Genomic DNA, 19,882 nt, shown 5'->3' with positions numbered 1-19,882 from the left:
TTGCTTGCGATGCGCCTTGCGTCTGTCAAGTGTGCTGAGCATACCCCACGTACAGAGGGAAAAAACCCAGTTAGGACTGCAGTTTTTGTATATGTGTAACAGCGGTGGCGAAGGCACACCATGCAAAAGGCCCGCCGAAGCGGGCCCTCAGGCGCAGCCCCGGTCGATGCCGGGGCATGGCGGGCATCAGCCCATGTGCAAACCACCGTTGACCGAGAAGTCGGCGCCCGTGGCGTAGCCACCTTCATCAGACGCCAGCCAGGCAATGATGGAGGCGATTTCGGACGGCTCACCCAAACGCTTGACGGGCACGGTGGCCACGATTTTGGCCAACACGTCTTCGCGGATGGCCTTGACCATGTCGGTGCCGATGTAACCTGGGCTCACGGTGTTCACAGTCACGCCCTTGGTCGCCAGCTCTTGCGCCAAGGCCATGGAGAAACCGTGCATGCCGGCCTTGGCAGCCGAGTAGTTGGTCTGGCCGGCCTGGCCTTTTTCGCCGTTGACCGACGAGATGTTGATGATGCGGCCCCAGCCCTTTTCCACCATGTCGGCGACCACTTGTTTGGTCACGTTGAACATGGAGTTCAGGTTGGTCTCGATCACCGAGTCCCAATCTTCGCGCGTCATCTTCAGGAACATGCGGTCTTTGGTGATACCGGCGTTGTTCACCAGCACGTCGATGGTGCCGTGCTCGGCCTTGGTCTTGCCAAAGGCCTCCACGGTGGAATCCCAATCGCCCACATTGCCAACCGAGGCGTAGAAGGTGTAACCCAGCGCCTTTTGTTCATCCAGCCACTTGGTGAAGTCACGCGTGGGGCCGCAGCCGGCGATGACCTTGAAGCCATCTTTGTGCAGGCGCTGGCAGATGGCGGTCCCGATGCCGCCCATGCCGCCGGTGACGTACGCTACTTTTTGTGTCATGTTGACTCCTTGTCTAGTTTTACTTGCTATAAAAACAGGAGCTGCTAGCGATTACTCTACGTGGGCTAGCAGCCCATTTCATAATTTTTTGGCGAACTATCGCTCCACCGCCAAAGCCACGCCCATGCCGCCGCCGATGCACAGCGAGGCCACGCCCTTCTTGGCGCCGCTGCGCTGCATTTCGTGCAACAGCGTTACCAAGATACGGGCGCCAGACGCGCCGATGGGGTGGCCGATGGCGATGGCACCACCGTTCACGTTCACCTTGGCGGGGTCGATGTCCAGCAGCTTGTTCACCGCGCAGGCTTGTGCGGCAAAGGCTTCGTTCAGCTCAAACAGGTCCACGTCCTGCGCCTTCCAGCCCGCGCGGGCCAGGGCACGCTGGGTGGCGGACACGGGGCCCAAGCCCATGAGGGCGGGGTCCAGACCGGTGGTGCCAAAGCTGGCGATGCGGGCCAAAGGTGTCAGGCCCAGAGCCGCCGCCTTCTTGGCGGTCATGACCACCACGCCGGCCGCGCCGTCGTTGATGCCAGAGGCGTTGCCCGCAGTCACGCTGCCGGCCTTGTCAAACGCGGGGCGCAGGCCGGCCAGGGCTTCGGCATTGGTTTTCTTGTTGATGAACTCGTCAGCATCAAAGACGATGGGGTCGCCCTTGCGCTGGGGGATGCTCACCGGCACGATTTCGTCCTTGAACTTGCCGGCCTCTTGCGCCGCAGCGGCCTTTTGCTGGCTACCCAGCGCCAGCGCATCCTGCTGTTCGCGGGTGATGCCGTTGGCCTTGGCCACGTTTTCGGCGGTGATGCCCATGTGGTACTGGTTGTACACGTCCCACAGGCCGTCGGTGATCATGGTATCGACCATCTTCCAGTCACCCATGCGTTGGCCGTCGCGGCTGCCCAGCAGCACGTGGGGCGATGCGCTCATGTTTTCCTGGCCACCGGCGATCACGATCTCGCTGTCACCCCAAGCCACCGCCTGGGCCGCCAGCATCACGGCCTTGAGGCCGGAGCCGCAGACGGCGTTGATGGTGAGTGCGGGCGTCTCTTTGGCCAGGCCAGACTTGATGCCCGCCTGGCGTGCGGGGTTCTGGCCCACACCGGCCGCCAGCACCTGGCCCAGGATCAGTTCGCCCACGGCGTCCACGGGCAGGCCGCTGCGCTCCAGCAGGCTTTTGATGACGATGCTGCCCAGCTCGGTGGCGGGGGTCTTGGCGAGTGAGCCACCAAACTTTCCAACTGCAGTACGGGCTGCAGCAACGATAACGATGTCTTCCATCAGGTGTCTCCTTCTTAGTGAATCAAAAACTCAAGCTTTGGCTTGAACATAACGCCCAGGAGCCGCCTCTATGGCTTTGTACTTGCCTTTGCCATAGCTCTTGGGCGCAGCAATTTGCTTGCCAGCATGGCCCTTGAGCCACTGGGACCAGTCGGTCCACCAGCTGCCGGCATGCTCGGTCGCGCCCTCCAGCCACTGTGCGTGCGTCTTGGGCAATTTGCCGTCCGCACGGATCCAGTGGCTGCGTTTGTTCTTGGCCGGTGGGTTGATCACACCGGCAATGTGGCCCGATGCGCCCTGCACAAAGCGTTTCTTACCCGGCAGCACCTGGGTGGAGGCGTAGGCACCGCCAATCGGCACGATGTGGTCCTCGCGCGAACCATAGATGTAGACCGGGATGTCCAAGGCGCGCAGGTCCAGCTTTTCACCACAGACGGTGAGCTTGCCGGGCTTGACCAGGTTGTTTTCAAGGTAAGTGTTGCGCAGGTACCAGGCGTAGTACGGGCCAGGCAGGTTGGTGCTGTCGCTGTTCCAGTACAGCAGGTCAAACGGCGGCGGGGTTTCGCCCTTGAGGTAGTTGCCCACCACGTAGTTCCACACCAGGTCATTGGGCCGCAAAAAGCTGAAGGTGCTGGCCAGGTCCTGACCCTTCATGAGGCCGCCCTTGCCCAGCTCGCCTTCGCGGTATTTGACGAAGCTCTCATCGATGAACACGTCCAGGATGCCGGTGTCCGAAAAGTCGAGGAAGGTGGTGAGGAAGGTGGCGCTGTCCACGGGTTTTTCACCCCGCGCAGCCAGCACGCCCAGCGCGGTGCCCAGCATGGTGCCACCCACGCAAAAGCCCAGTGCGTTGATGGTGGGCGAGCCGCTGATGTCTTGGGCCACACCAATGGCGCGGATCACGGCGTGCTCGATGTAGTCGTCCCAGGTCTTGTGGGCCAGCGTGGCGTCGGGGTTGCGCCAGCTGACCACAAAGGTGCGGTGGCCCTGCTCCACCGCGTAACGGATCAGCGAGTTCTCGGGCTGCAAATCGAGGATATAGAACTTGTTGATGCACGGGGGCACCAGCAAAAACGGTTTCTCGTAGACCTTGGCCGTGAGCGGCTTGTATTCGATGAGCTGGAAGAGTTCGTTCTCGAACACCACGGCGCCCTCTGTGGTGGCCACGTTCTTGCCAACCTCGAACAGGCTCTCGTCCGTCATGGACACGTGGCCCTGCTGGATGTCGTGCACCAGGTTCTTCATGCCTTTGGCAATGCTCTCGCCCTTGGTCTCAACGGCTTTCTTCTGCGCTTCGGCGTTGAAGGCCAAAAAGTTGCTGGGCGCGGCGGCGGCCATCCACTGTTCAACGGCAAAGCGGATGCGGCTCTTGGTCTTGGCATCGGCGTCCACGGCCTCGGCCAGGCCCATGAGCGTGCGGGCGTTCAGCAGGTAGACCGCGGCGGCGTAAGCAGCGACGGGGTTGTCGCCCCAGGCGGGCGCGGCAAAGCGGCGGTCGGTGCTGGCGGGGGCTTGCGTCGGGTGGCTCAGGCCTTCGCTGAACAGGCCCATGGCCTCTTGCAGGTACTGCTGCTGCAGGGCCTGCAGTTTCTCGGGGGCGAAATGGATTTCGGGTGGTTTTTCAGACATCGCGGGGAAGCCCGCGCCGGCAGACCCCAGGTCCAAACCCTGGAAGGACTCCAGCGCCTTGGACCAGCTCTGGGTGAATGCCTGCTGAAACTGTTGCGTTGCCTGGGCCAAAAAGTCGGAATTGGGTTGGGTCACGCCATCACCTTCGGAATTAGTGTCTCTAGTCTAACGCCCAAGTATGGCAATCTTGGACCTGCGCTATCCTGACATGCGCTAAGAGAAACCCTATGTACATCATTCCCATCGCCTGGCTCTACGTCGCCCTCATGATGAGCGTGGCCGAAGCCACCAACTCCAACGGCACCGTGTTGGGCGCCATCGTCACTTTTGTCCTGTACGGCCTGCTGCCCATCGCACTGATGGTGTATTTCATGGGCACGCCGGGGCGCAAACGGAAAATTCGGGCGCAGGAGATGGCGGAGCGTGAGGCCGCCATTGCGGCCCATGCGGCTGCGGCTGCTTCCAATGAAGCCGCTACAGCTTCAGTCCAGCCAGATGCAGCCAGCCAGCCGCCCGCTGACCCGGTCGCGCCGGTGGGAAAAGAAACGTGAGGGGTTGCCGACGGTGCACCAAGGCGTGCTGCCGTCGTTGCCGTAGACCGCTTTAACCCCCGCCGCCTGCAGCCGCTGGCGTGCCAAGGCTTGCAGGTTGGCCCACCACTTACCGGGGCCGGCGGGCACAAAGCAGGCTGCCGCTTCAGGCATGCCATCCACAAAGGCTTGGCGCACCTCGTCCCCCACCTCAAACGCCGTGGGACCAATGCAAGGGCCGAGCCACGCTATTGTTTCAGGAGCTGCTTGCGCAATATCCACGGGGGCTAGAGCCTTATTTGATGCATAAATGGCCGCCAGCGTGCTCTCCACCACACCCACACCGCCCTGCCCGGCCAAACCGCGCCAGCCCGCATGGGCCGCAGCCACCCAGGTGCCCGTGCTGTCGCACAGCAAAATGGGCAGGCAGTCCGCCACCATGATGGTGCAGGCCACGCCGGGCTGGGTGGCCAAGCAGGCGTCCGCCACCGTGCCATCGGGCGTGTCAAGCGCCAGGGGTTGCACCTGCGTGCCATGCACCTGCGCCAGAAACACGGGCCGCACGCCCAAGGCCTGCTGCAGCACGGCGCGGTTGGCCTGCACATCGGCTGCGTCGTCGCCCACATGCGTGCCCAGGTTCAGGCCGTCATAGGGCGGGCGGGACTGGCCGCCGCGGCGCGTGGTGAACAGGGCATGGACCCCGGCGGGCGCGGGCCAGTCGGGCACCAGCCAGTCCGCGGGCGCGCCTGGGGCAGGCGCGCTCATGGCGTGAAATCCGGGCAGCGGCTGGGCTGGGCCGCGTCAAACGCGGGCAAGGCCATACAGGCGTCAAACGCGGCCAGGGTTTTGGGCAGGCCGCTAAGGTCGGTGTCAAAGCGGCGGGCGTTGAAGATTTGCGGCGCCAGCAGGCAGTCGGCCAGCGTGGGCGCGTCACCATAACAAAACGCCGTGGGGCGCAGGCCCAGGGCGCTCAGCGCATCCAGCTGGCGCTCGAACGCCAGCAGGCCCTGGCGCACCCAGTAGCGGTACCAGGTGGCTTTTTCCTCTTCATCGCACTGCAGGGTGCCGCTCAGGTACTTGAGCACGCGCAGGTTGTTGAGCGGGTGGATCTCGCAGGCAATGGTTTGCGCCAGCGCCCGCACCTGGGCGCGGCCCAGCGCGCTGGCGGGCAGCAGGGGCGGCGTGGGCCGGGTTTCTTCCAGGTAGTCGATGATGGCCATGGACTGGCTGAGCGTGTGGCCATCCACCTCCAGCACGGGTACCAGCGCGTCGGGCGAGCGTGCGCGGTGGGCCTCCTGCAGCTGCTCACCGCGCACCAAGTGCACAGGGATGTAATCAAACGGCAGGCCCTTGAGGTTGAGCGCAATGCGCACGCGAAACGAGGCGGACGATCGGCAGTAGTTGTACAGCTTCATGCCCGCGAGGATAAACCCGAAGCCGTTACCATTGGAGACCCCATTACCGACATTCCCCCGCCTGGAGCCCCCATGATTCTGGAACTTGCCGACATCCGCATCCACCCCGGCCAAAACGCCGCCTTTGACGAAGCCATCGCCCGCGGCCTGCGCGACGTCATCTCCCAGGCCAAAGGTTTCCAGGGCTACAAGGTGAACAAGGGGATCGAGAGCCCGGAGCGCTACATCCTGCAAATCTTCTGGGACACGCTGGAAGACCACACCGTGGGCTTCCGCGAAGGCGCGCTGTTTCCCCAATGGCGCGCCATCGTGGGCCCCTTCTTCGCATCGCCCCCCGTGGTGGAGCACTTTGACCTGGTGGTGAAGTCGGCCTGAAAGGGAACGCGCCATGAGCTTTGTTGTCACGCCTCCTGCCATTCCCTCCATCCCCGTGGTGGGCGAGTCGGCACGCTTCCCCATCCACCGCATGTACTGCGTGGGCCGCAACTACGAAGAGCATGCCAAGGAAATGGGTCACACCGGCCGCGAGGCGCCCTTCTTCTTCATGAAGCCCGCCGACGCGGCCCTGGTGGCCGAGGCCGGCCAGACCGTGGCCATGCCCTACCCCACGCTAACCAGCAACCTGCACCACGAGGTGGAGCTGGTGGTGGCCATTGGCAAGGGCGGCGCCAACATTGCAGCAGCCAATGCCCTCCAGCACATCTACGGCTACGCCGTGGGCCTGGACATGACACGCCGTGACCTGCAAAACGAGATGAAGAAACAGGGCCGCCCCTGGTGCATTGGAAAGGGCTTTGACTTCTCGGCGCCCATCGGCCCCATCACCCCTGCGGCCCAGGTACCCGCCATCCACAGCGCGGCCATTGCGCTGCAGGTGAATGGCCAGGAACGCCAGCGCAGCACCATCGCCAAACTGATCTGGAACATTGCCGAGACCATCGAGCAGCTGTCCGCAGCCTGGACGCTGCAGCCCGGCGACCTGATCTTTACCGGCACGCCCGAAGGCGTGGGCGCCGTGGTGCGTGGCGACGTGTTGCTGGCCAGTGTGGAGGGGTTGCAGCCCCTGCACGTGCAGCTGGTCTGAGCCCCCTCATGCTGCGCACCCCGATCCAACATTGCAAACAATGCGGCACCGCGGTGGTTTACCGCGTGCCCGACGATGGCGACACCAAAGAGCGCGCCATCTGCACGGCCTGCGGCACCATCCATTACGAGAACCCGCTGAACGTGGTGGGCACCGTGCCGCACTGGGGCGATCAAGTGCTGCTGTGCAAGCGCAATATCGAGCCGCGCTTTGGCAAGTGGACACTGCCCGCGGGCTTTATGGAACTCAACGAGACCACGGCCGAAGGTGCCGCGCGCGAGACCGATGAAGAGGCCGGCGCGCAGTTTGAAATGGAAGGGCTGTTCACCCTGCTGAACGTGGCGCGCGTGGGCCAGGTGCACATCTTCTACCGCGCCCGCCTGACCAGCGACCAGTTCAACCCCGGCACCGAGACCATCGAAGCCCGCCTGTTCCGCGAGGACGAAATCCCTTGGGACGAGATCGCGTTTCGCACCGTCAAGGAAACCCTGGAGCGCTACTTTGCCGACCGACGCACGGGCCAGTACGGCATCCACACCATAGACATCGTCTAGCTTCCCATGCTGCCCTGTTTTGTTTTGCTGGATCTGGAAACCACCGGAGGCAGCGCAGTGCACGACCGCATCACCGAGATTGCCGCAGTGCGTGTTGAAAACGGCGTCGAGGTGGCACGCTGGAGCACGCTGGTGAACCCCGGTATGCCTATCCCATCGTTCATCCAGAGCCTGACCGGCATCACCGATGCCATGGTGGAAGACGCGCCCATGTTTGCCCAGGTGGCGCCCCGGCTGCTGGCGCTGTTGGACGGTGCCGTGTTTGTGGCACACAACGTGGGCTTTGACCATGGCTTTGTGGTGCACGAGCTGGCACGGCTGGAAAAGCCACTGAAAACCCAAACCCTGTGCACCGTGCGCCTGTCGCGCAAGCTGTACCCGCAACACAAGGGCCATGGGCTGGACGCCATCATGCAGCGCCACGGCCTGCACACCCAGGCGCGCCACCGCGCCATGGGCGATGTGGAGGTGGTGCTGCAGTGGCTGCAGCTCGCCCAGGCCGACTTGGGTGCCGAGGTCGTGCAACGCGAAGCGGCGGCCCTCTTGCGTGGCGGCAGCAGCGCACCAGCCCAACTCGAAACTCCGGTGGACGACATCCCCGACACACCCGGCGTCTACCTGTTCTACGGCGAAGGCCCCACACCGCTTTACATCGGCAAAAGTGTGAACATGCGCACCCGCGTGTTGGCCCACTTCCAGAGCGCGGAGAAGGTGGCACGCGAGGCGCGCATTGCGCAAGAAATTCGCCGCGTCGAATGGCGTGAGACGGCCGGCGAGCTGGGTGCTCTGTTGTTGCAGACGCGCTTGGTCAAGGAACTCAAGCCGCTGCACAACCGCAAGTCCAGCAAAAAGTCCCAGGTGGAGCTGGTGCAGCAAACCCTGCAAGGCTGGCCGCACGCTGGCCGCATTGGCATCCGCGAGCACCACGCGCGCACCGGCCGCACCGATGTCCATGTATTCGACCAGTGGTGCCATGTGGCCACGGTGCACTCTGCCGAAGACCTGGACGATGTGCACCAGAGCCGGCAAACGCTGGTCTTTGACCTGGAAACCTACCGAGTGCTGGCCAAACGCTTGGCAGCCCCCATGGGCCGCGACAGCGCGGTCTTCCCCCTGGAGAAAACCCATGACTAAACGCAGCCGGCCGTTGCGTGCGCAGATGGCCGACGCGATTCTGGAGCTAGTGGTGCAGGTGCCGGCCAGCGCTGAGCTTCCACAGGCACACCCCGCCGAGCGTGCCCACGCCATTGCGCGAACCACCGCGCGCAAGGCCAGCCTGCTGGCGGGCTCGCTCTCGCTGCCGCCCGGCTGGCTGGGCTGGGTCACCGTGCTGCCGGAAATGGTGGGCGTGTGGAAGCTGCAGACGCAGATGGTGTCGGACATCGCGGCGATTTACGGCCAACACACCACGCTGACGCGCGAGCACCTGCTGTACTGCCTGTTCAAGCAACTGTCCGCCCAGCTGTTCCGCGACATCGCCGTGCGCATGGGTGAGCGCGTGGTGGTGCGGCCCACCACCGTCAAGGTGCTGCAGACGCTGGCGCAAAAGCTGGGTGGCATGCTGGCCGTGGCGGCGCTGCGCAAGGGCGCATCGCGCTTCGTACCACTGCTGGGTGCGGTCAGCGTGGGCGCCTATGCCTACTACGACACGCTGCAGGTTGCCCACAACGCTGTCGCCTTGTTTGAGGATAAAACAGGGGCCTAGCCCCCGTGGATATTGCACAAGCAGCTATAAAAACAGGAGCAAACGATGAACATTCTGCATGACTTGCAGTGGGTGCTGCCGCTGCGCTCAGCCGCTGGAACGCAGCTGGCTATGGCGTTTTCGTGGCTGGGTTACGCCACTTTTTTGATGTTCTTCATGTCGATCGGCTACTGGGTATGGAACAAGGAGCGCTTCTTTCGCCTGCTGGTGGTCGTGGCCTGCAACGCACTGCTCAACGCCTATGCCAAAGACCTGTTCCGGGACCCGCGCCCGCCGCTAGAGATTCGCCTGGACGACCTGGTCGGCGCCAGCTACGGCCTGCCCAGCGGCCACGCCCAAATGGCCGTGTCGCTCTGGATGTGGCTGGCCTGGGAGGTGCGCCGCACCTGGGTCTGGTGGGCCTGCAGCGCAATTGCACTGGGCGTGATGTTCAGCCGCCTGTACTTGGGCGTGCACGACCTGGAGGATGTGCTGGCAGGTGCGTTGCTGGGCGTTGCCAGCCTGTTGGTGTTTGCCTGGGCACTGCGCCAGTCCAGTCCGTTGCACCGCTCCCTGGTCTGGCAGCTGGCTGCCATCGTGGGCGTGGCTATTGCAGCACTGCTTAGCTGGCCGGGTGGTCAGCCACCGGACTACGTGCCCATGCTGGCGGCCTGGCTGGCTACCGCCACCGCGGGCCTGCACTGGGATCGGCGGCATACGCAGTTTGCGGCGCCCAGCGGCCCCGCGCGCATCGTCGCTGCGGCCCTGCTGGGGGCGCTGCTGTTTTGGGGTGAACAAAAATTGCTCAAAACGCTGGGCCTGCAGCTGCAGTGGGAACCTACACTGTGGTCTGCGACCAAGGGCCTGGCAAGCGGCGCGTTTGTGGCCCTCCTGGTTCCCTGGGTGCTGCGCACGGTGCGGCTTGCCCCTGCCCGCAGCACACAGGCTCGACTCTGAAACCTGATTACCCCATTTCCGTACTGCTTTCCTGCGCACCATGGCCAAACTGTTTTTCCGCTACTCGGCCATGAATGCCGGCAAATCCACCTCGCTGCTGCAAATTGCCTACAACTACGAGGAGCAAGGGCAGACTGTGCAGCTCTTCACGGCTGGCATTGACGACCGCAGCGGCCACGGCAGCATTGCCTCGCGCCTGGGCATCCAACGCCAAGCCCAGGTGTTTGATGCGACTACCGATTTTTTGGCGCTGCTCACACCACAGACACAGCTAGCCTGTGTGCTGATCGACGAATCGCAATTTCTGACGCCTGCCCAGGTGCGCCAGCTGCACCAGATCGCCCACACGGTAGATATCCCCACCATATGCTTTGGCCTGCGCTCCGACTTTCAGGGCAACCCCTTCCCCGGTGCCGCCTACCTGCTGACGCTGGCGGACGACATCGAAGAAATCAAGACCATTTGCGCCTGCGGCCGCAAGGCCACCATGAACATCCGCATCGATGCCCAGGGCCGGCGAGTGCGCGAGGGTGAACAGGTGGAGATAGGTGGCAATGAACGCTACCAGCAGGCCTGCGCTCGCTGCTTTTACCGGGAGCCTGGCGATGGACAAATCTGACATCTCCCCTCCGCCCTGGCCCCAGGTGGGCGCGGGCCTGTGGACCCGGTGGTGGGGCTACCTGGCCAGGTGGCTGGTGTTTGGCATCGTGGTGGGCCTCTTCCAGCCGGTGGACGACGGCGTGGGCGAGCTGTGGCAACGCATGTCGCTTCGGCTGGCGCTGGGCGCGTCCTTTGGCGTGGTGGCCGCAATCCTGTTCACCATGGCGGAGAACACCTTCAACACCGTGCGTGTCTGGTGGAAAACCTGGCTCTTGGTGTTGTTGACCTGGGCAGTCGTCAAAGCCCTGTTCGTGACCGCCATCGCACTGGTCTAGTTCGGGCCAGCGCTCGCCTGCGCTCAGGCCTCTAGCTGTTTAGCGGCTTCGCGTTTGCCCATCTTCATCACCGCGGCAATCTTCTGCAACTGGGCGGCCCTGGGCTGGGCCTTGCCGCCTTCCCATTTGTGGACCGAAAGGTAGGACACGCCCAGCAGCGTGGCCAATTGGGCCTGGGACAGCCCCAGCTTGGCGCGCAGTGCCGCAAAACGCGCTGCACTAAAGCGAATGCCGGGTGCCGCAGCGGCGGGAACCTCTTGCCCACGGGCCTTGGAAGCCCGTGTGCCCGCCTTGACCGCAGAGGCCAGCGCCTTGACCTCGCGCTTGAGTGCCGCAATCTCGGAGCGATGGGCTGTCACGGCCTTGCGCAAGGCCAGCAACTCATCCTTGAGCTCCTTGCGGGCCACGCGGGCGATCTCGGACTTGAGGGAATTGATCAATGAGCTCATGGGGAAGATACCAGTCCTGAAAGAATGTCCATCAATGAAGTACCTTGGCATTTGATTGCAACCAAGCGCCCACGATTCTCCAATGAAAAAAGCCTCCAAGCATCACTGCTTGAAGGCTTTTCACATTTATCGTGGTCGGTGTGAAAGGATTCGAACCTTCGACCCCTTGCACCCCATGCAAGTGCGCTACCAGGCTGCGCCACACACCGATCGAGCCTCGAATTATAACCTCTGTTTTTAGCGCTTTCAGGCAGCTTCCGCAAGAAGTTCGCGAATCTCAAACAATTCACGCTTGAGTTGCACCAGCTCCATCGCAGGCAGGTCCGGGGCATCGACCAACTGGCTGTCTTCAAAGTCGTCCAGGTCCATGTCGTCGACTTCAACCACTTCCAAACCATCGAGCATGACCTCGCCATTGCGCTTTTTGTCGCGCTCGTTTTGCAACAGCTCCTGCATCTTGTTGCGCGCACCGCTGATGGTGAAGCCCTGGTCGTACAACAAATCACGGATCCGGCGGATCATCAGCACCTCGTGGTGCTGGTAGTAACGGCGGTTGCCACGGCGCTTCATAGGGCGCAGCTGCGTGAATTCCTGCTCCCAATACCGTAGCACGTGAGGTTTGACGCCGCACAAATCCCCCACCTCACCGATGGTGAAATAGCGTTTGGCGGGAATGGGAGGGAGCGTTTTCTCCATTGAAATCAATGCTGTACGAGGCAAAGCGCAGAGGTTACTCTAAGTTTTGCCCGCATGCAAAGACCATTTTGCGGAGAGGCGCCAAATGGCGGCCTGGTGTTGCTAAACGGCGCTGGCCGTCTTGCCTTCGTCCTGAATTTGCTCTTTGAGCTTGTGGCTGGCGTGGAAGGTCACCACGCGGCGCGCCTGAATCGGAATCGCCTCCCCCGTACGCGGATTGCGGCCCGGCCGCGGCGCCTTGGTGCGGATCTGGAAGTTGCCAAAGCCGGAGATTTTCACGTCGGTGCCGTCCACCAGACTGGCCGCGATCAGGTCGAAGAACGCGTCGATCATGTCCTTGGACTCGCGTTTGTTCAACCCGATTTGCTCAAACAGCATGTCGGCCAACTGGGCTTTGGTCAGCGCCGGCGTTTCCAGGCTTTCAACAGAAAAATCCATGGTGGCTAGAACCTTTTCTGGGGAATGGGTCAGGTCAAACGCGCTGGCGGGCAGCAACGGCTGCAACCAGTTGGTCCACCACAGCTTTCACCGCAGTTTCAATTTGCTCTTCGGTCAGCGTCGCCTCGTCGCTGTTAAGCGTCAGGCGCACGGCCAGGCTGCGGTCGGTCGCACCGTCTGCCGCCAGCGCGTCCTTGGCCAGCTTGGGTCGGTAGACATCAAACAGTTGGGCGTCGCGCAGCAGGCCCGATGTAGGCACGGCCCACACGGCGGCCATGAGCGCAGCGTGGGTCACGCTGTCAGCCACCACCACGGCGATGTCGCGCTGCACGGCCTGGAACTTGGCTACCGGCTTGAACTCGGGCACGGGGCGGGCCAACACGGCGTCCAGCACCAGCTCAAACACGACCGGTGCGGTCGCCAATTCGTAGGATTGGCGCCACTTGGGATGCAGCTCGCCCACATGGCCAATCACCTTGCCATCCAGCACCACCTGGGCGCAGCGGCCGGGGTGCATGGCTGGATGGGTGCCAGGCGCAAACTCGGGCTTCAGAGGCGCCAACAAGGCTTCCACATCACCTTTGGCGTCGAAAAAGTCCACGCCCTGCTCTTTACGGCCCCACTGCAGTGCGTCGGCGCTACCGCCTACCAAACCGGCGATACGCATGGGCTGGTCAAATCCTTCGACGGTGCTGTCGGTGCTCTTGACGGATGCGTCACGCAAGAACACGCGGCCCAGCTCAAACACACGCACACGCGGTGCCTTGCGGGCCGCATTGAAGCGCAGCACCTGCACCAGCGAACCGATCAGCGAAGAGCGCATCACGCTCATTTGGCTGGCAATCGGGTTCAGCAGCTTGATGGGGTTGGGGTTGCCGGCCAGCTCATGCTCCCAGCGCTCTTCCACAAAGCTGAAGTTGATGGTTTCCTGGTAACCCAGGGCAGCCAGCGCACGGCGCACGGCAAATGGGCTGCGCTGCGCCTCGGCGCGGATCTTGGCCGTGATGGGCGCCAGCGGCGGCGTATGCGGCAGGTTGTTGTAGCCCACCATGCGCGCCACTTCCTCGATCAGGTCTTCCTCGATCTGCAGGTCGAAGCGGTAGCTGGGTGGCGTCACCGTCACCGTGCCCTCGCCTTCTGTCACGGGCAAGCCCAGACGTTTCAAGGCGTCCACACACTGCGCCTGGGTCAGCGGCATGCCAATGACTTTGACGGCACGTACCACACGCAGGGTGACGGGCGCAGGTGTGGGCACGTTCGCTTTTTGGTCGTCCACAGGACCGCAGGTGCTGGCTGGCGTGCCGCAGATGTCGATGATCAGCTGTGTGATGCGCTCGATGTGCTCCACGGTCTGCGCGGGGTCCACACCGCGCTCGAAGCGGTGGCCGGCGTCGGTGGAGAAGTTGAAACGGCGCGAACGCCCGGCAATCGACTTGGGCCACCAGAATGCGGCCTCCACATAGATGTGCTGCGTGTCGTCGGACACGGCAGTGGCGTCGCCGCCCATGATGCCGGCCAGCGACTCCACCTGGGCGTCGTCGGCAATCACGCCAACCTTGTCGTCCACGGTGACAGTGTTGCCATTGAGCAGCTTGAGCTGTTCACCAGGCTTGCCCCAGCGCACATCCAGACCGCCATGGATTTTGTCCAGATCGAAAATGTGTGACGGGCGGCCCAGCTCGAACATCACATAGTTGGAAATGTCCACCAGCGCGGTCACACTGCGCTGGCCGCAACGGGCTAGACGGTCCACCATCCACTGGGGTGTCTTGGCCTGGGTGTTGACGTTGCGCACCACGCGACCCGAAAAACGGCCACACAGATCGGGGGCGCTAATCTTCACCGCTACCTTGTCTTGATTTGTCACCGCCACGGGGGCGATAGGCGAGGTGAACAGCGGTGCTCCGGTCAGGGCAGCCACTTCACGCGCCACGCCGTACACGCTCAGGCAATGCGCCAGGTTAGGCGTGAGCTTCAGGGTGAACAGGGTGTCGTCCAGATCCAGGTACTGGCGAATGTCCTGGCCCAAAGGCGCGTCCAGCGGCAGTTCCAGCAGACCACCATGGTCTTCGGACAGCTTGAGTTCGCGCGCCGAGCACAACATGCCTTGGCTTTCCACACCGCGCAGCTTGCCCACCTTGATGAGAAAAGGTTTGCCATCCTCACCGGGCGGCAGTTCGGCGCCAACCAAGGCGCAGGGAATGCGAATGCCCACGCGGGCATTGGGCGCGCCACAGACGATGTTCAGCATTTCGGGCTGACCTACATCCACCTTGCAGACACGCAGGCGGTCGGCATTGAGGTGTTGTTCAGCCTCTTTGATCTCACCCACTACGATCTTGGTAAACGGAGGAGCGACGGGCTTGAGTTCCTCAACCTCCAGACCCGCCATGGTGAGCGTCTCCGCAAGCTCGGCGGTGGAGATGGAGGGGTTGCAGAAAGTACGCAGCCAGGATTCAGAAAATTGCATGGTCAGTCAGGCGAGGTATTTGGCGGTGGACGATGGCGAAGGCTTGTCGGTTTACTGGAACTGGGACAAGAAACGGATGTCACCGTCAAAGAACAGGCGCAGGTCGTTCACGCCGTAACGCAACATGGTCAGGCGGTCCGGGCCCATGCCAAAGGCGAAACCAATGTATTTCTCGGGGTCCAGGCCCATGTTGCGGATCACATTGGGGTGCACTTGGCCCGAGCCAGCCACTTCCAGCCACCGGCCGGCCAGCGGGCCAGTCTGGAACTGGATGTCGATCTCGGCACTCGGCTCGGTGAACGGGAAAAAGCTGGGGCGGAAACGCAGCACCAAGTCATCCGATTCAAAGAAGGTGCGGCAAAAATCGGTGAAGACGAACTTCAAGTCTTTGAAGCTCACGTTCCCGCCCACCCACAGGCCTTCGCACTGGTGGAACATGGGGGAATGGGTAGCGTCGCTGTCCACACGGTAAGTGCGGCCTGGGGCGATCACGCGAATCTCGGGCATGTCGCCAGAAAACAAACCGTCGGCGGAGGCACCTGCGGCAGCGCGATGCTTCTTGACGTGTTGCACCGCATAACGTATCTGCATGGGGCTGGTATGGGTGCGCAGCAAGTTAGGCGCAGTCTCCGAGCCACCTTCGACATAGAAGGTGTCGTGCATGGAGCGCGCGGGGTGGTCTTCAGGCGTGTTGAGCGCGGTGAAGTTGAACCAGTCGGACTCGATCTCGGGGCCCTGGGCCACTTCAAAACCCATGGAGCCGAAGATGGCCTCGATGCGTTCCAGCGTCAGCGACACAGGGTGCAAACCGCCCTGCCCGCGCTGGCGGCCTGGCAGCGTCACGTCCAGGGCTTCTGCTTGCAGCTGCGCTTGCAGCTCAGCATCGGCCAGCGCCTGGCGGCGCTCGGTCAGCGCGGCTTCAATCGCCTGTTTGGCTACGTTGATCGCAGCACCGGTTGACTTTTTCTCTTCCACGCTGAGCGCAGCCATGCCTTTCATGAGTTCGGTCATGCGACCGGACTTGCCCAAAAACAGGGCCTTGGCATTTTCCAGATCAGCGGGCGTCACGGCCTGCGCGAAGGCGGCTTTGGCGGTGTCAACGATGGCGTTCAACTCGGTCATAAATTCTTGTGTGACTGTGTATGTCATTGGAAATGGCGGAAGCCATTTCAAGAAAAAGGGCTAGTGCTTTTTCAAGCGCTAGCCCTTGTTTCTGGTGCGCAGAACGCTACAAAATCAGTAGCATTCAGCCGCGAACTCAAGCAGCCAGTTTGGCTTTCACTTGTTCCACGATGCCAGCAAAAGCAGCCATGTCATGGATTGCGATATCGGACAGAACCTTGCGGTCGATCTCGATGTTTGCTTTCTTCAGACCATTGGCAAACTGGCTGTATGTCAGACCGCATTGGCGGGCCGCAGCGTTGATACGCGCGATCCACAACTGACGGAAGACACGTTTCTTGGTACGACGGTCACGGTAGGCATATTGCCCAGCCTTCATTACTGCCTGTTTGGCAACACGGAAGACATTACCGCGGCGACCACGGAAACCTTTTGCAAGGGCCAGAACTTTTTTATGGCGGGCGCGAGCCGTTACACCACGTTTGACGCGAGGCATGAGATTACTCCTTGTTCGTCGTTAATTAAATACCACGACCGGGCAGCATCTGTGCCATGTGACCCATATTGGTCTCATGAACTCCAGTGGAGCCGCGCAAGTGGCGTTTATTTTTAGTGGTCTTCTTGGTCAAGATGTGACGTTTGAAGGCTTGACCGCGCTTGACGGTGCCACCTGGACGGACGCGGAAGCGTTTCTTCGCCGCGCTCTTGGTCTTCATTTTGGGCATGTAAATGCTCCTTTTCGTTTGTGCTCGTGAGGCGTCTGGAAAACTACTTCCAGCCTTGTTGGCCCCGAGCCACTTTTAAAGTGGAGCGTTTGACCGCTCCACTGGTGTGGCGAATCCAAAGATTCGCCGTTCACCCCAGCAGGTGACCAGACCTGCCGAGAGAATTTAGGCCGCAGGTTCCGCTGCGGGCTTGGGTGCGCCACCACCGGGCTTTTTACGGCCGGGGGCGATCATCATGATCATCTGGCGGCCTTCCAGCTTCGGGAATTGCTCAACGAGGATGGTGTCGCCCAGTTCGTCGCGCATGCGCTGCAACATCGCCAAACCAATTTCCTGGTGGGTGATTTCGCGACCCCGAAAACGCAAAGTGATCTTGCACTTGTCGCCATCGGCCAAGAAACGCCGGATATTGCGCATCTTGATGTTGTAGTCGCCGTCATCGGTCCCCGGGCGGAACTTGATTTCCTTGATCTCAATGACCGTCTGCTTGGCTTTCGCTTCCGCTGCCTTTTTCTGTTCCTGGTATTTGAACTTGCCATAGTCCATCAACCGGCACACAGGCGGGTTAGCAGTCGCGGCAATTTCAACCAGATCAACATCCAGCTCGCCTGCCATACGCAGGGCTTCCATCAGGCTAACGACACCAAGCGGTTCATTTTCAGGGCCAGAGAGGCGAACCTCTGGGGCCATGATTTCCCGGTTTAGACGGTGTTTGCGCTCTTCACGCTGACGGCGGTCACGAAATTCAGTAGCGATGGCTCAATCCTTCACAATTTTTGCTACACAAATAGTAGCGATTGCCGCACAGTACACGCCGTCAAACCGGGTTTTCTTGGGTACAACCTCAAGCCGCTGATTTGTTGGCAATGTCACTCGTGATTCTTTGAACAAAGGCATCAAGGGACATTGCACCGAGGTCTTGACCACCCCGGGCGCGCACTGCGACGGCGCCTGCTGCCATCTCTTTGTCGCCAATGACGACCAAATACGGCAGCTTTTGCATCGAATGCTCCCGTATTTTATAGGTTATTTTCTCATTGCGCAGATCTAAATTGACCCTAAGCCCTTGATTTTGCAGCGTTTTAGCCACGGAACGGCAGTAATCGGCCTGTGCGTCGGTGATATTGAGCACCGCCACTTGCACCGGAGCCAGCCAGGCCGGCAAGGCGCCAGCACTCTCTTCAATCAGGATGCCGATGAAACGCTCCAGACTGCCGACGATGGCGCGGTGCAGCATGATAGGGCGGTGGCGCGCACCATCTTCGCCCACAAATTCAGCGTCCAGACGCTCGGGCAAGTTGGGGTCGACCTGAATGGTGCCGCACTGCCAGGGGCGGCCCAGCGCATCTTTCAAGGTGTATTCGATCTTGGGGCCGTAAAAAGCGCCCTCACCCGGCAGGTATTCGAAGTCGCAGCCAGATGCACGCAAGCCCTCGGCCAAGGCATGCTCAGCACGGTCCCAGCTTTCTTCGGTGCCGATGCGTTTTTCGGGGCGTGTCGACAGCTTGTAGATGATGTTGGTGAAACCGAAGTCCTTGTAGACCTTTTGCAGCAGCGTGGTGAAGGCCACCACTTCCGCCTGGATCTGGTCCTCGGTACAGAAGATGTGGCCATCGTCCTGGGTAAAGGCGCGCACGCGCATGATGCCGTGCAGGCCACCCGAGGGCTCGTTGCGGTGGCAAGCGCCGAACTCGCCAAAGCGCAGCGGCAGGTCACGGTAACTCTTGATGCCGTGTTTGTAGATCAGGATGTGCCCAGGGCAGTTCATCGGCTTGAGCGCGTAATCCCGCTTTTCGGACTCCGTGACAAACATGTTCTCGCGGTACTTGTCCCAGTGCCCAGTCTTCTCCCACAGGCTCTTGTCGAGGATCTGCGGACCTTTGACTTCGAGGTACCCGTTGTCCTGGTAGACCTTGCGCATGTACTGCTCCACACCCTGCCAGAGCGTCCAGCCCTTGGGGTGCCAGAACACGGTACCCGGAGAGTGCTCGTCAATGTGGAACAGGTCCAGCTCGCGGCCCAGCTTGCGGTGGTCGCGCTTTTCGGCTTCTTCGAGCATCGTCAAATGCTGCTGCAGCTCATCCTTGGTGGCCCAGGCCGTGCCATAGATGCGTTGCAGCATCTCGTTTTTATGGTCACCGCGCCAGTAAGCACCAGCCACCTTCATGAGCTTGAAATGTTTGAGCTTGCCGGTGCTGGGCACGTGCGGGCCACGGCACAGGTCCTCAAACTTGCCTTCGCGGTACAGCGAGACATCTTCATTGGCAGGAATACTGGCGATGATTTCTGCCTTGTAATGCTCGCCCAGGCTCTTGAAATAAGCCACCGCTTCATCACGCGGCAATACACGACGCACCACGGGCTCATCCAACGCGGCCAATTGCGCCATCTTCTTCTCGATGGCGACCAAATCTTCCGGCGTGAATGGGCGCTTGTACGAAAAGTCGTAGAAGAAGCCATGTTCAATCACAGGACCGATGGTGACCTGAGCCTCAGGAAACAGCTCCTTGACGGCATAGGCGAGCAAGTGGGCCGTGGAGTGGCGAATGACTTCCAGGCCATCGGCGTCCTTGGCGGTGATGATGGACAACGCACTGTTGGCTTTCATCTGGTAGCTGGTGTCCACCACCTTGCCGTCGACCTTGCCGGCCAAGGCCGCTTTGGCCAGGCCAGCGCCAATGGAGGCGGCGACCTCGGCCACGGTGACCGGGCCGGGGAATTCACGTTGGGAACCGTCGGGGAGCGTAATTTGAATCATGGTGTGCCTAACAAAGCGTCGAGAGCAAAAAGAAAAAGCGCGGAAGGGTCCGCGCTTTACTATGAATTTGGTAGCTGCTTGCGCACAAGGCGCGCGGACTACGGCCTTATTCGCTGATGAATGTCGCCGGTGTAGTTCGCGGTGTCATAACCAAACTGCCTTTCTCGCTCTTATACAAAGTTGATCTGAAGATTTTAACCCCAGTCAAGCGCCCCAGTAAAAAGGGCCGGACTCCCC

The 19,882-nt window shown here is 61.5% G+C and carries 23 protein-coding genes and 1 tRNA gene; 9 read left to right on the top strand and 15 right to left on the bottom strand.

Going from position 1 to position 19,882, the window contains the following annotated elements; genetic code table 11:
• Positions 1 to 186 precede the first annotated feature (186 nt).
• From phbB to C5F53_RS07755, 3 genes are all read right to left on the bottom strand, one after another.
• Entirely contained in the window at positions 187 to 924 is a 738-nt protein-coding gene (gene phbB / locus C5F53_RS07765; RefSeq protein WP_105260783.1) for an acetoacetyl-CoA reductase, read from the bottom strand.
• A gap of 96 nt (positions 925 to 1,020) precedes the next feature.
• Positions 1,021 to 2,199, bottom strand: a complete 1,179-nt coding sequence (locus tag C5F53_RS07760) for an acetyl-CoA C-acetyltransferase (RefSeq protein ID WP_105260782.1) — start codon at positions 2,197 to 2,199, stop codon at positions 1,021 to 1,023.
• A gap of 30 nt (positions 2,200 to 2,229) precedes the next feature.
• On the bottom strand, positions 2,230 to 3,963 hold the full coding sequence (locus C5F53_RS07755) for an alpha/beta hydrolase (RefSeq protein ID WP_105260781.1): 1,734 nt from the start codon (positions 3,961 to 3,963) through the stop codon (positions 2,230 to 2,232).
• A 92-nt stretch (positions 3,964 to 4,055) separates the two neighbouring features.
• Here C5F53_RS07755 and C5F53_RS07750 point away from each other — a divergent pair, with 92 nt between their 5' ends.
• Positions 4,056 to 4,379: a hypothetical protein gene (locus C5F53_RS07750; RefSeq protein ID WP_105260780.1), complete on the top strand. Its 324-nt coding sequence runs from the start codon at positions 4,056 to 4,058 to the stop codon at positions 4,377 to 4,379.
• Here the strand turns inward: C5F53_RS07750 and pgeF are convergent.
• A complete protein-coding gene (gene pgeF, locus C5F53_RS07745) occupies positions 4,311 to 5,123 on the bottom strand; it encodes a peptidoglycan editing factor PgeF (protein WP_105260779.1) in 813 nt (270 codons plus the stop codon). The two genes, C5F53_RS07750 and pgeF, sit on opposite strands and share 69 nt — an antisense overlap.
• Complete coding sequence (gene maiA / locus C5F53_RS07740; protein WP_105260778.1) at positions 5,120 to 5,773, bottom strand: maleylacetoacetate isomerase; 654 nt, start codon at positions 5,771 to 5,773, stop codon at positions 5,120 to 5,122. The genes pgeF and maiA overlap by 4 nt, the downstream gene beginning before the upstream one ends.
• 72 nt (positions 5,774 to 5,845) lie before the next feature.
• Between maiA and C5F53_RS07735 the strand changes: the two genes are divergently transcribed.
• The 8 genes from C5F53_RS07735 to C5F53_RS07700 are packed head-to-tail and all read left to right on the top strand — an operon-like array spanning position 5,846 to position 10,987.
• On the top strand, positions 5,846 to 6,148 hold the full coding sequence (locus C5F53_RS07735) for an antibiotic biosynthesis monooxygenase (RefSeq protein WP_105260777.1): 303 nt from the start codon (positions 5,846 to 5,848) through the stop codon (positions 6,146 to 6,148).
• A gap of 13 nt (positions 6,149 to 6,161) precedes the next feature.
• Positions 6,162 to 6,857: a fumarylacetoacetate hydrolase family protein gene (locus C5F53_RS07730; RefSeq protein ID WP_105260776.1), complete on the top strand. Its 696-nt coding sequence runs from the start codon at positions 6,162 to 6,164 to the stop codon at positions 6,855 to 6,857.
• A gap of 8 nt (positions 6,858 to 6,865) precedes the next feature.
• The gene (locus C5F53_RS07725; RefSeq protein WP_105260775.1) at positions 6,866 to 7,411 is read left to right on the top strand and encodes an NUDIX hydrolase; all 546 of its coding nucleotides are present in this window, start codon (positions 6,866 to 6,868) and stop codon (positions 7,409 to 7,411) included.
• A gap of 6 nt (positions 7,412 to 7,417) precedes the next feature.
• Entirely contained in the window at positions 7,418 to 8,545 is a 1,128-nt protein-coding gene (locus C5F53_RS07720; protein WP_105260774.1) for an exonuclease domain-containing protein, read from the top strand.
• The gene (locus C5F53_RS07715) at positions 8,538 to 9,116 is read left to right on the top strand and encodes a hypothetical protein (protein WP_105260773.1); all 579 of its coding nucleotides are present in this window, start codon (positions 8,538 to 8,540) and stop codon (positions 9,114 to 9,116) included. Before C5F53_RS07720 ends, C5F53_RS07715 begins: the two co-directional genes overlap by 8 nt.
• A gap of 45 nt (positions 9,117 to 9,161) precedes the next feature.
• Complete coding sequence (locus C5F53_RS07710) at positions 9,162 to 10,052, top strand: phosphatase PAP2 family protein (protein ID WP_105260772.1); 891 nt, start codon at positions 9,162 to 9,164, stop codon at positions 10,050 to 10,052.
• A 40-nt stretch (positions 10,053 to 10,092) separates the two neighbouring features.
• A complete protein-coding gene (locus C5F53_RS07705) occupies positions 10,093 to 10,671 on the top strand; it encodes a thymidine kinase (RefSeq protein ID WP_105260771.1) in 579 nt (192 codons plus the stop codon).
• Positions 10,658 to 10,987: a hypothetical protein gene (locus tag C5F53_RS07700; RefSeq protein WP_105260770.1), complete on the top strand. Its 330-nt coding sequence runs from the start codon at positions 10,658 to 10,660 to the stop codon at positions 10,985 to 10,987. Before C5F53_RS07705 ends, C5F53_RS07700 begins: the two co-directional genes overlap by 14 nt.
• A gap of 23 nt (positions 10,988 to 11,010) precedes the next feature.
• On the opposite strand, the gene C5F53_RS07695 is transcribed toward C5F53_RS07700, so the two are convergent.
• The 10 genes from C5F53_RS07695 to thrS form a co-directional block, all read right to left on the bottom strand.
• Positions 11,011 to 11,436, bottom strand: a complete 426-nt coding sequence (locus tag C5F53_RS07695; RefSeq protein ID WP_201740816.1) for a DNA-binding transcriptional regulator — start codon at positions 11,434 to 11,436, stop codon at positions 11,011 to 11,013.
• Between the two features lie 132 nt (positions 11,437 to 11,568).
• A tRNA-Pro gene (locus tag C5F53_RS07690) sits at positions 11,569 to 11,645 on the bottom strand.
• Between the two features lie 37 nt (positions 11,646 to 11,682).
• Positions 11,683 to 12,132, bottom strand: a complete 450-nt coding sequence (locus tag C5F53_RS07685; RefSeq protein ID WP_105260769.1) for a MerR family transcriptional regulator — start codon at positions 12,130 to 12,132, stop codon at positions 11,683 to 11,685.
• A gap of 102 nt (positions 12,133 to 12,234) precedes the next feature.
• On the bottom strand, positions 12,235 to 12,570 hold the full coding sequence (locus tag C5F53_RS07680) for an integration host factor subunit alpha (RefSeq protein WP_105260972.1): 336 nt from the start codon (positions 12,568 to 12,570) through the stop codon (positions 12,235 to 12,237).
• Positions 12,571 to 12,604: 34 nt separating this feature from the next.
• Positions 12,605 to 15,040, bottom strand: coding sequence for a phenylalanine--tRNA ligase subunit beta (pheT, locus tag C5F53_RS07675; protein ID WP_105260768.1), 2,436 nt, complete (start codon positions 15,038 to 15,040; stop codon positions 12,605 to 12,607).
• A gap of 51 nt (positions 15,041 to 15,091) precedes the next feature.
• Positions 15,092 to 16,162, bottom strand: coding sequence for a phenylalanine--tRNA ligase subunit alpha (pheS, locus tag C5F53_RS07670; RefSeq protein ID WP_105260767.1), 1,071 nt, complete (start codon positions 16,160 to 16,162; stop codon positions 15,092 to 15,094).
• 136 nt (positions 16,163 to 16,298) lie between these two features.
• A complete protein-coding gene (gene rplT, locus C5F53_RS07665) occupies positions 16,299 to 16,658 on the bottom strand; it encodes a 50S ribosomal protein L20 (protein WP_105260766.1) in 360 nt (119 codons plus the stop codon).
• A gap of 25 nt (positions 16,659 to 16,683) precedes the next feature.
• Positions 16,684 to 16,887 carry a 50S ribosomal protein L35 gene (gene rpmI, locus C5F53_RS07660; RefSeq protein WP_094481090.1) on the bottom strand — a complete coding sequence of 68 codons (204 nt, stop codon included), beginning with the start codon at positions 16,885 to 16,887 and terminating at the stop codon, positions 16,684 to 16,686.
• A 165-nt stretch (positions 16,888 to 17,052) separates the two neighbouring features.
• Positions 17,053 to 17,643, bottom strand: a complete 591-nt coding sequence (gene infC / locus C5F53_RS07655) for a translation initiation factor IF-3 (RefSeq protein ID WP_105260765.1) — start codon at positions 17,641 to 17,643, stop codon at positions 17,053 to 17,055.
• Positions 17,644 to 17,731: 88 nt separating this feature from the next.
• Entirely contained in the window at positions 17,732 to 19,645 is a 1,914-nt protein-coding gene (gene thrS / locus C5F53_RS07650) for a threonine--tRNA ligase (protein WP_105260764.1), read from the bottom strand.
• Positions 19,646 to 19,882 lie beyond the last annotated feature (237 nt).

The organism is Rhodoferax sp. TS-BS-61-7 (assembly GCF_002943465.1).
Taxonomy (GTDB): Bacteria; Pseudomonadota; Gammaproteobacteria; order Burkholderiales; family Burkholderiaceae_C; genus Allorhodoferax.
This window is presented reverse-complemented; position numbering and strand designations above follow the sequence as displayed.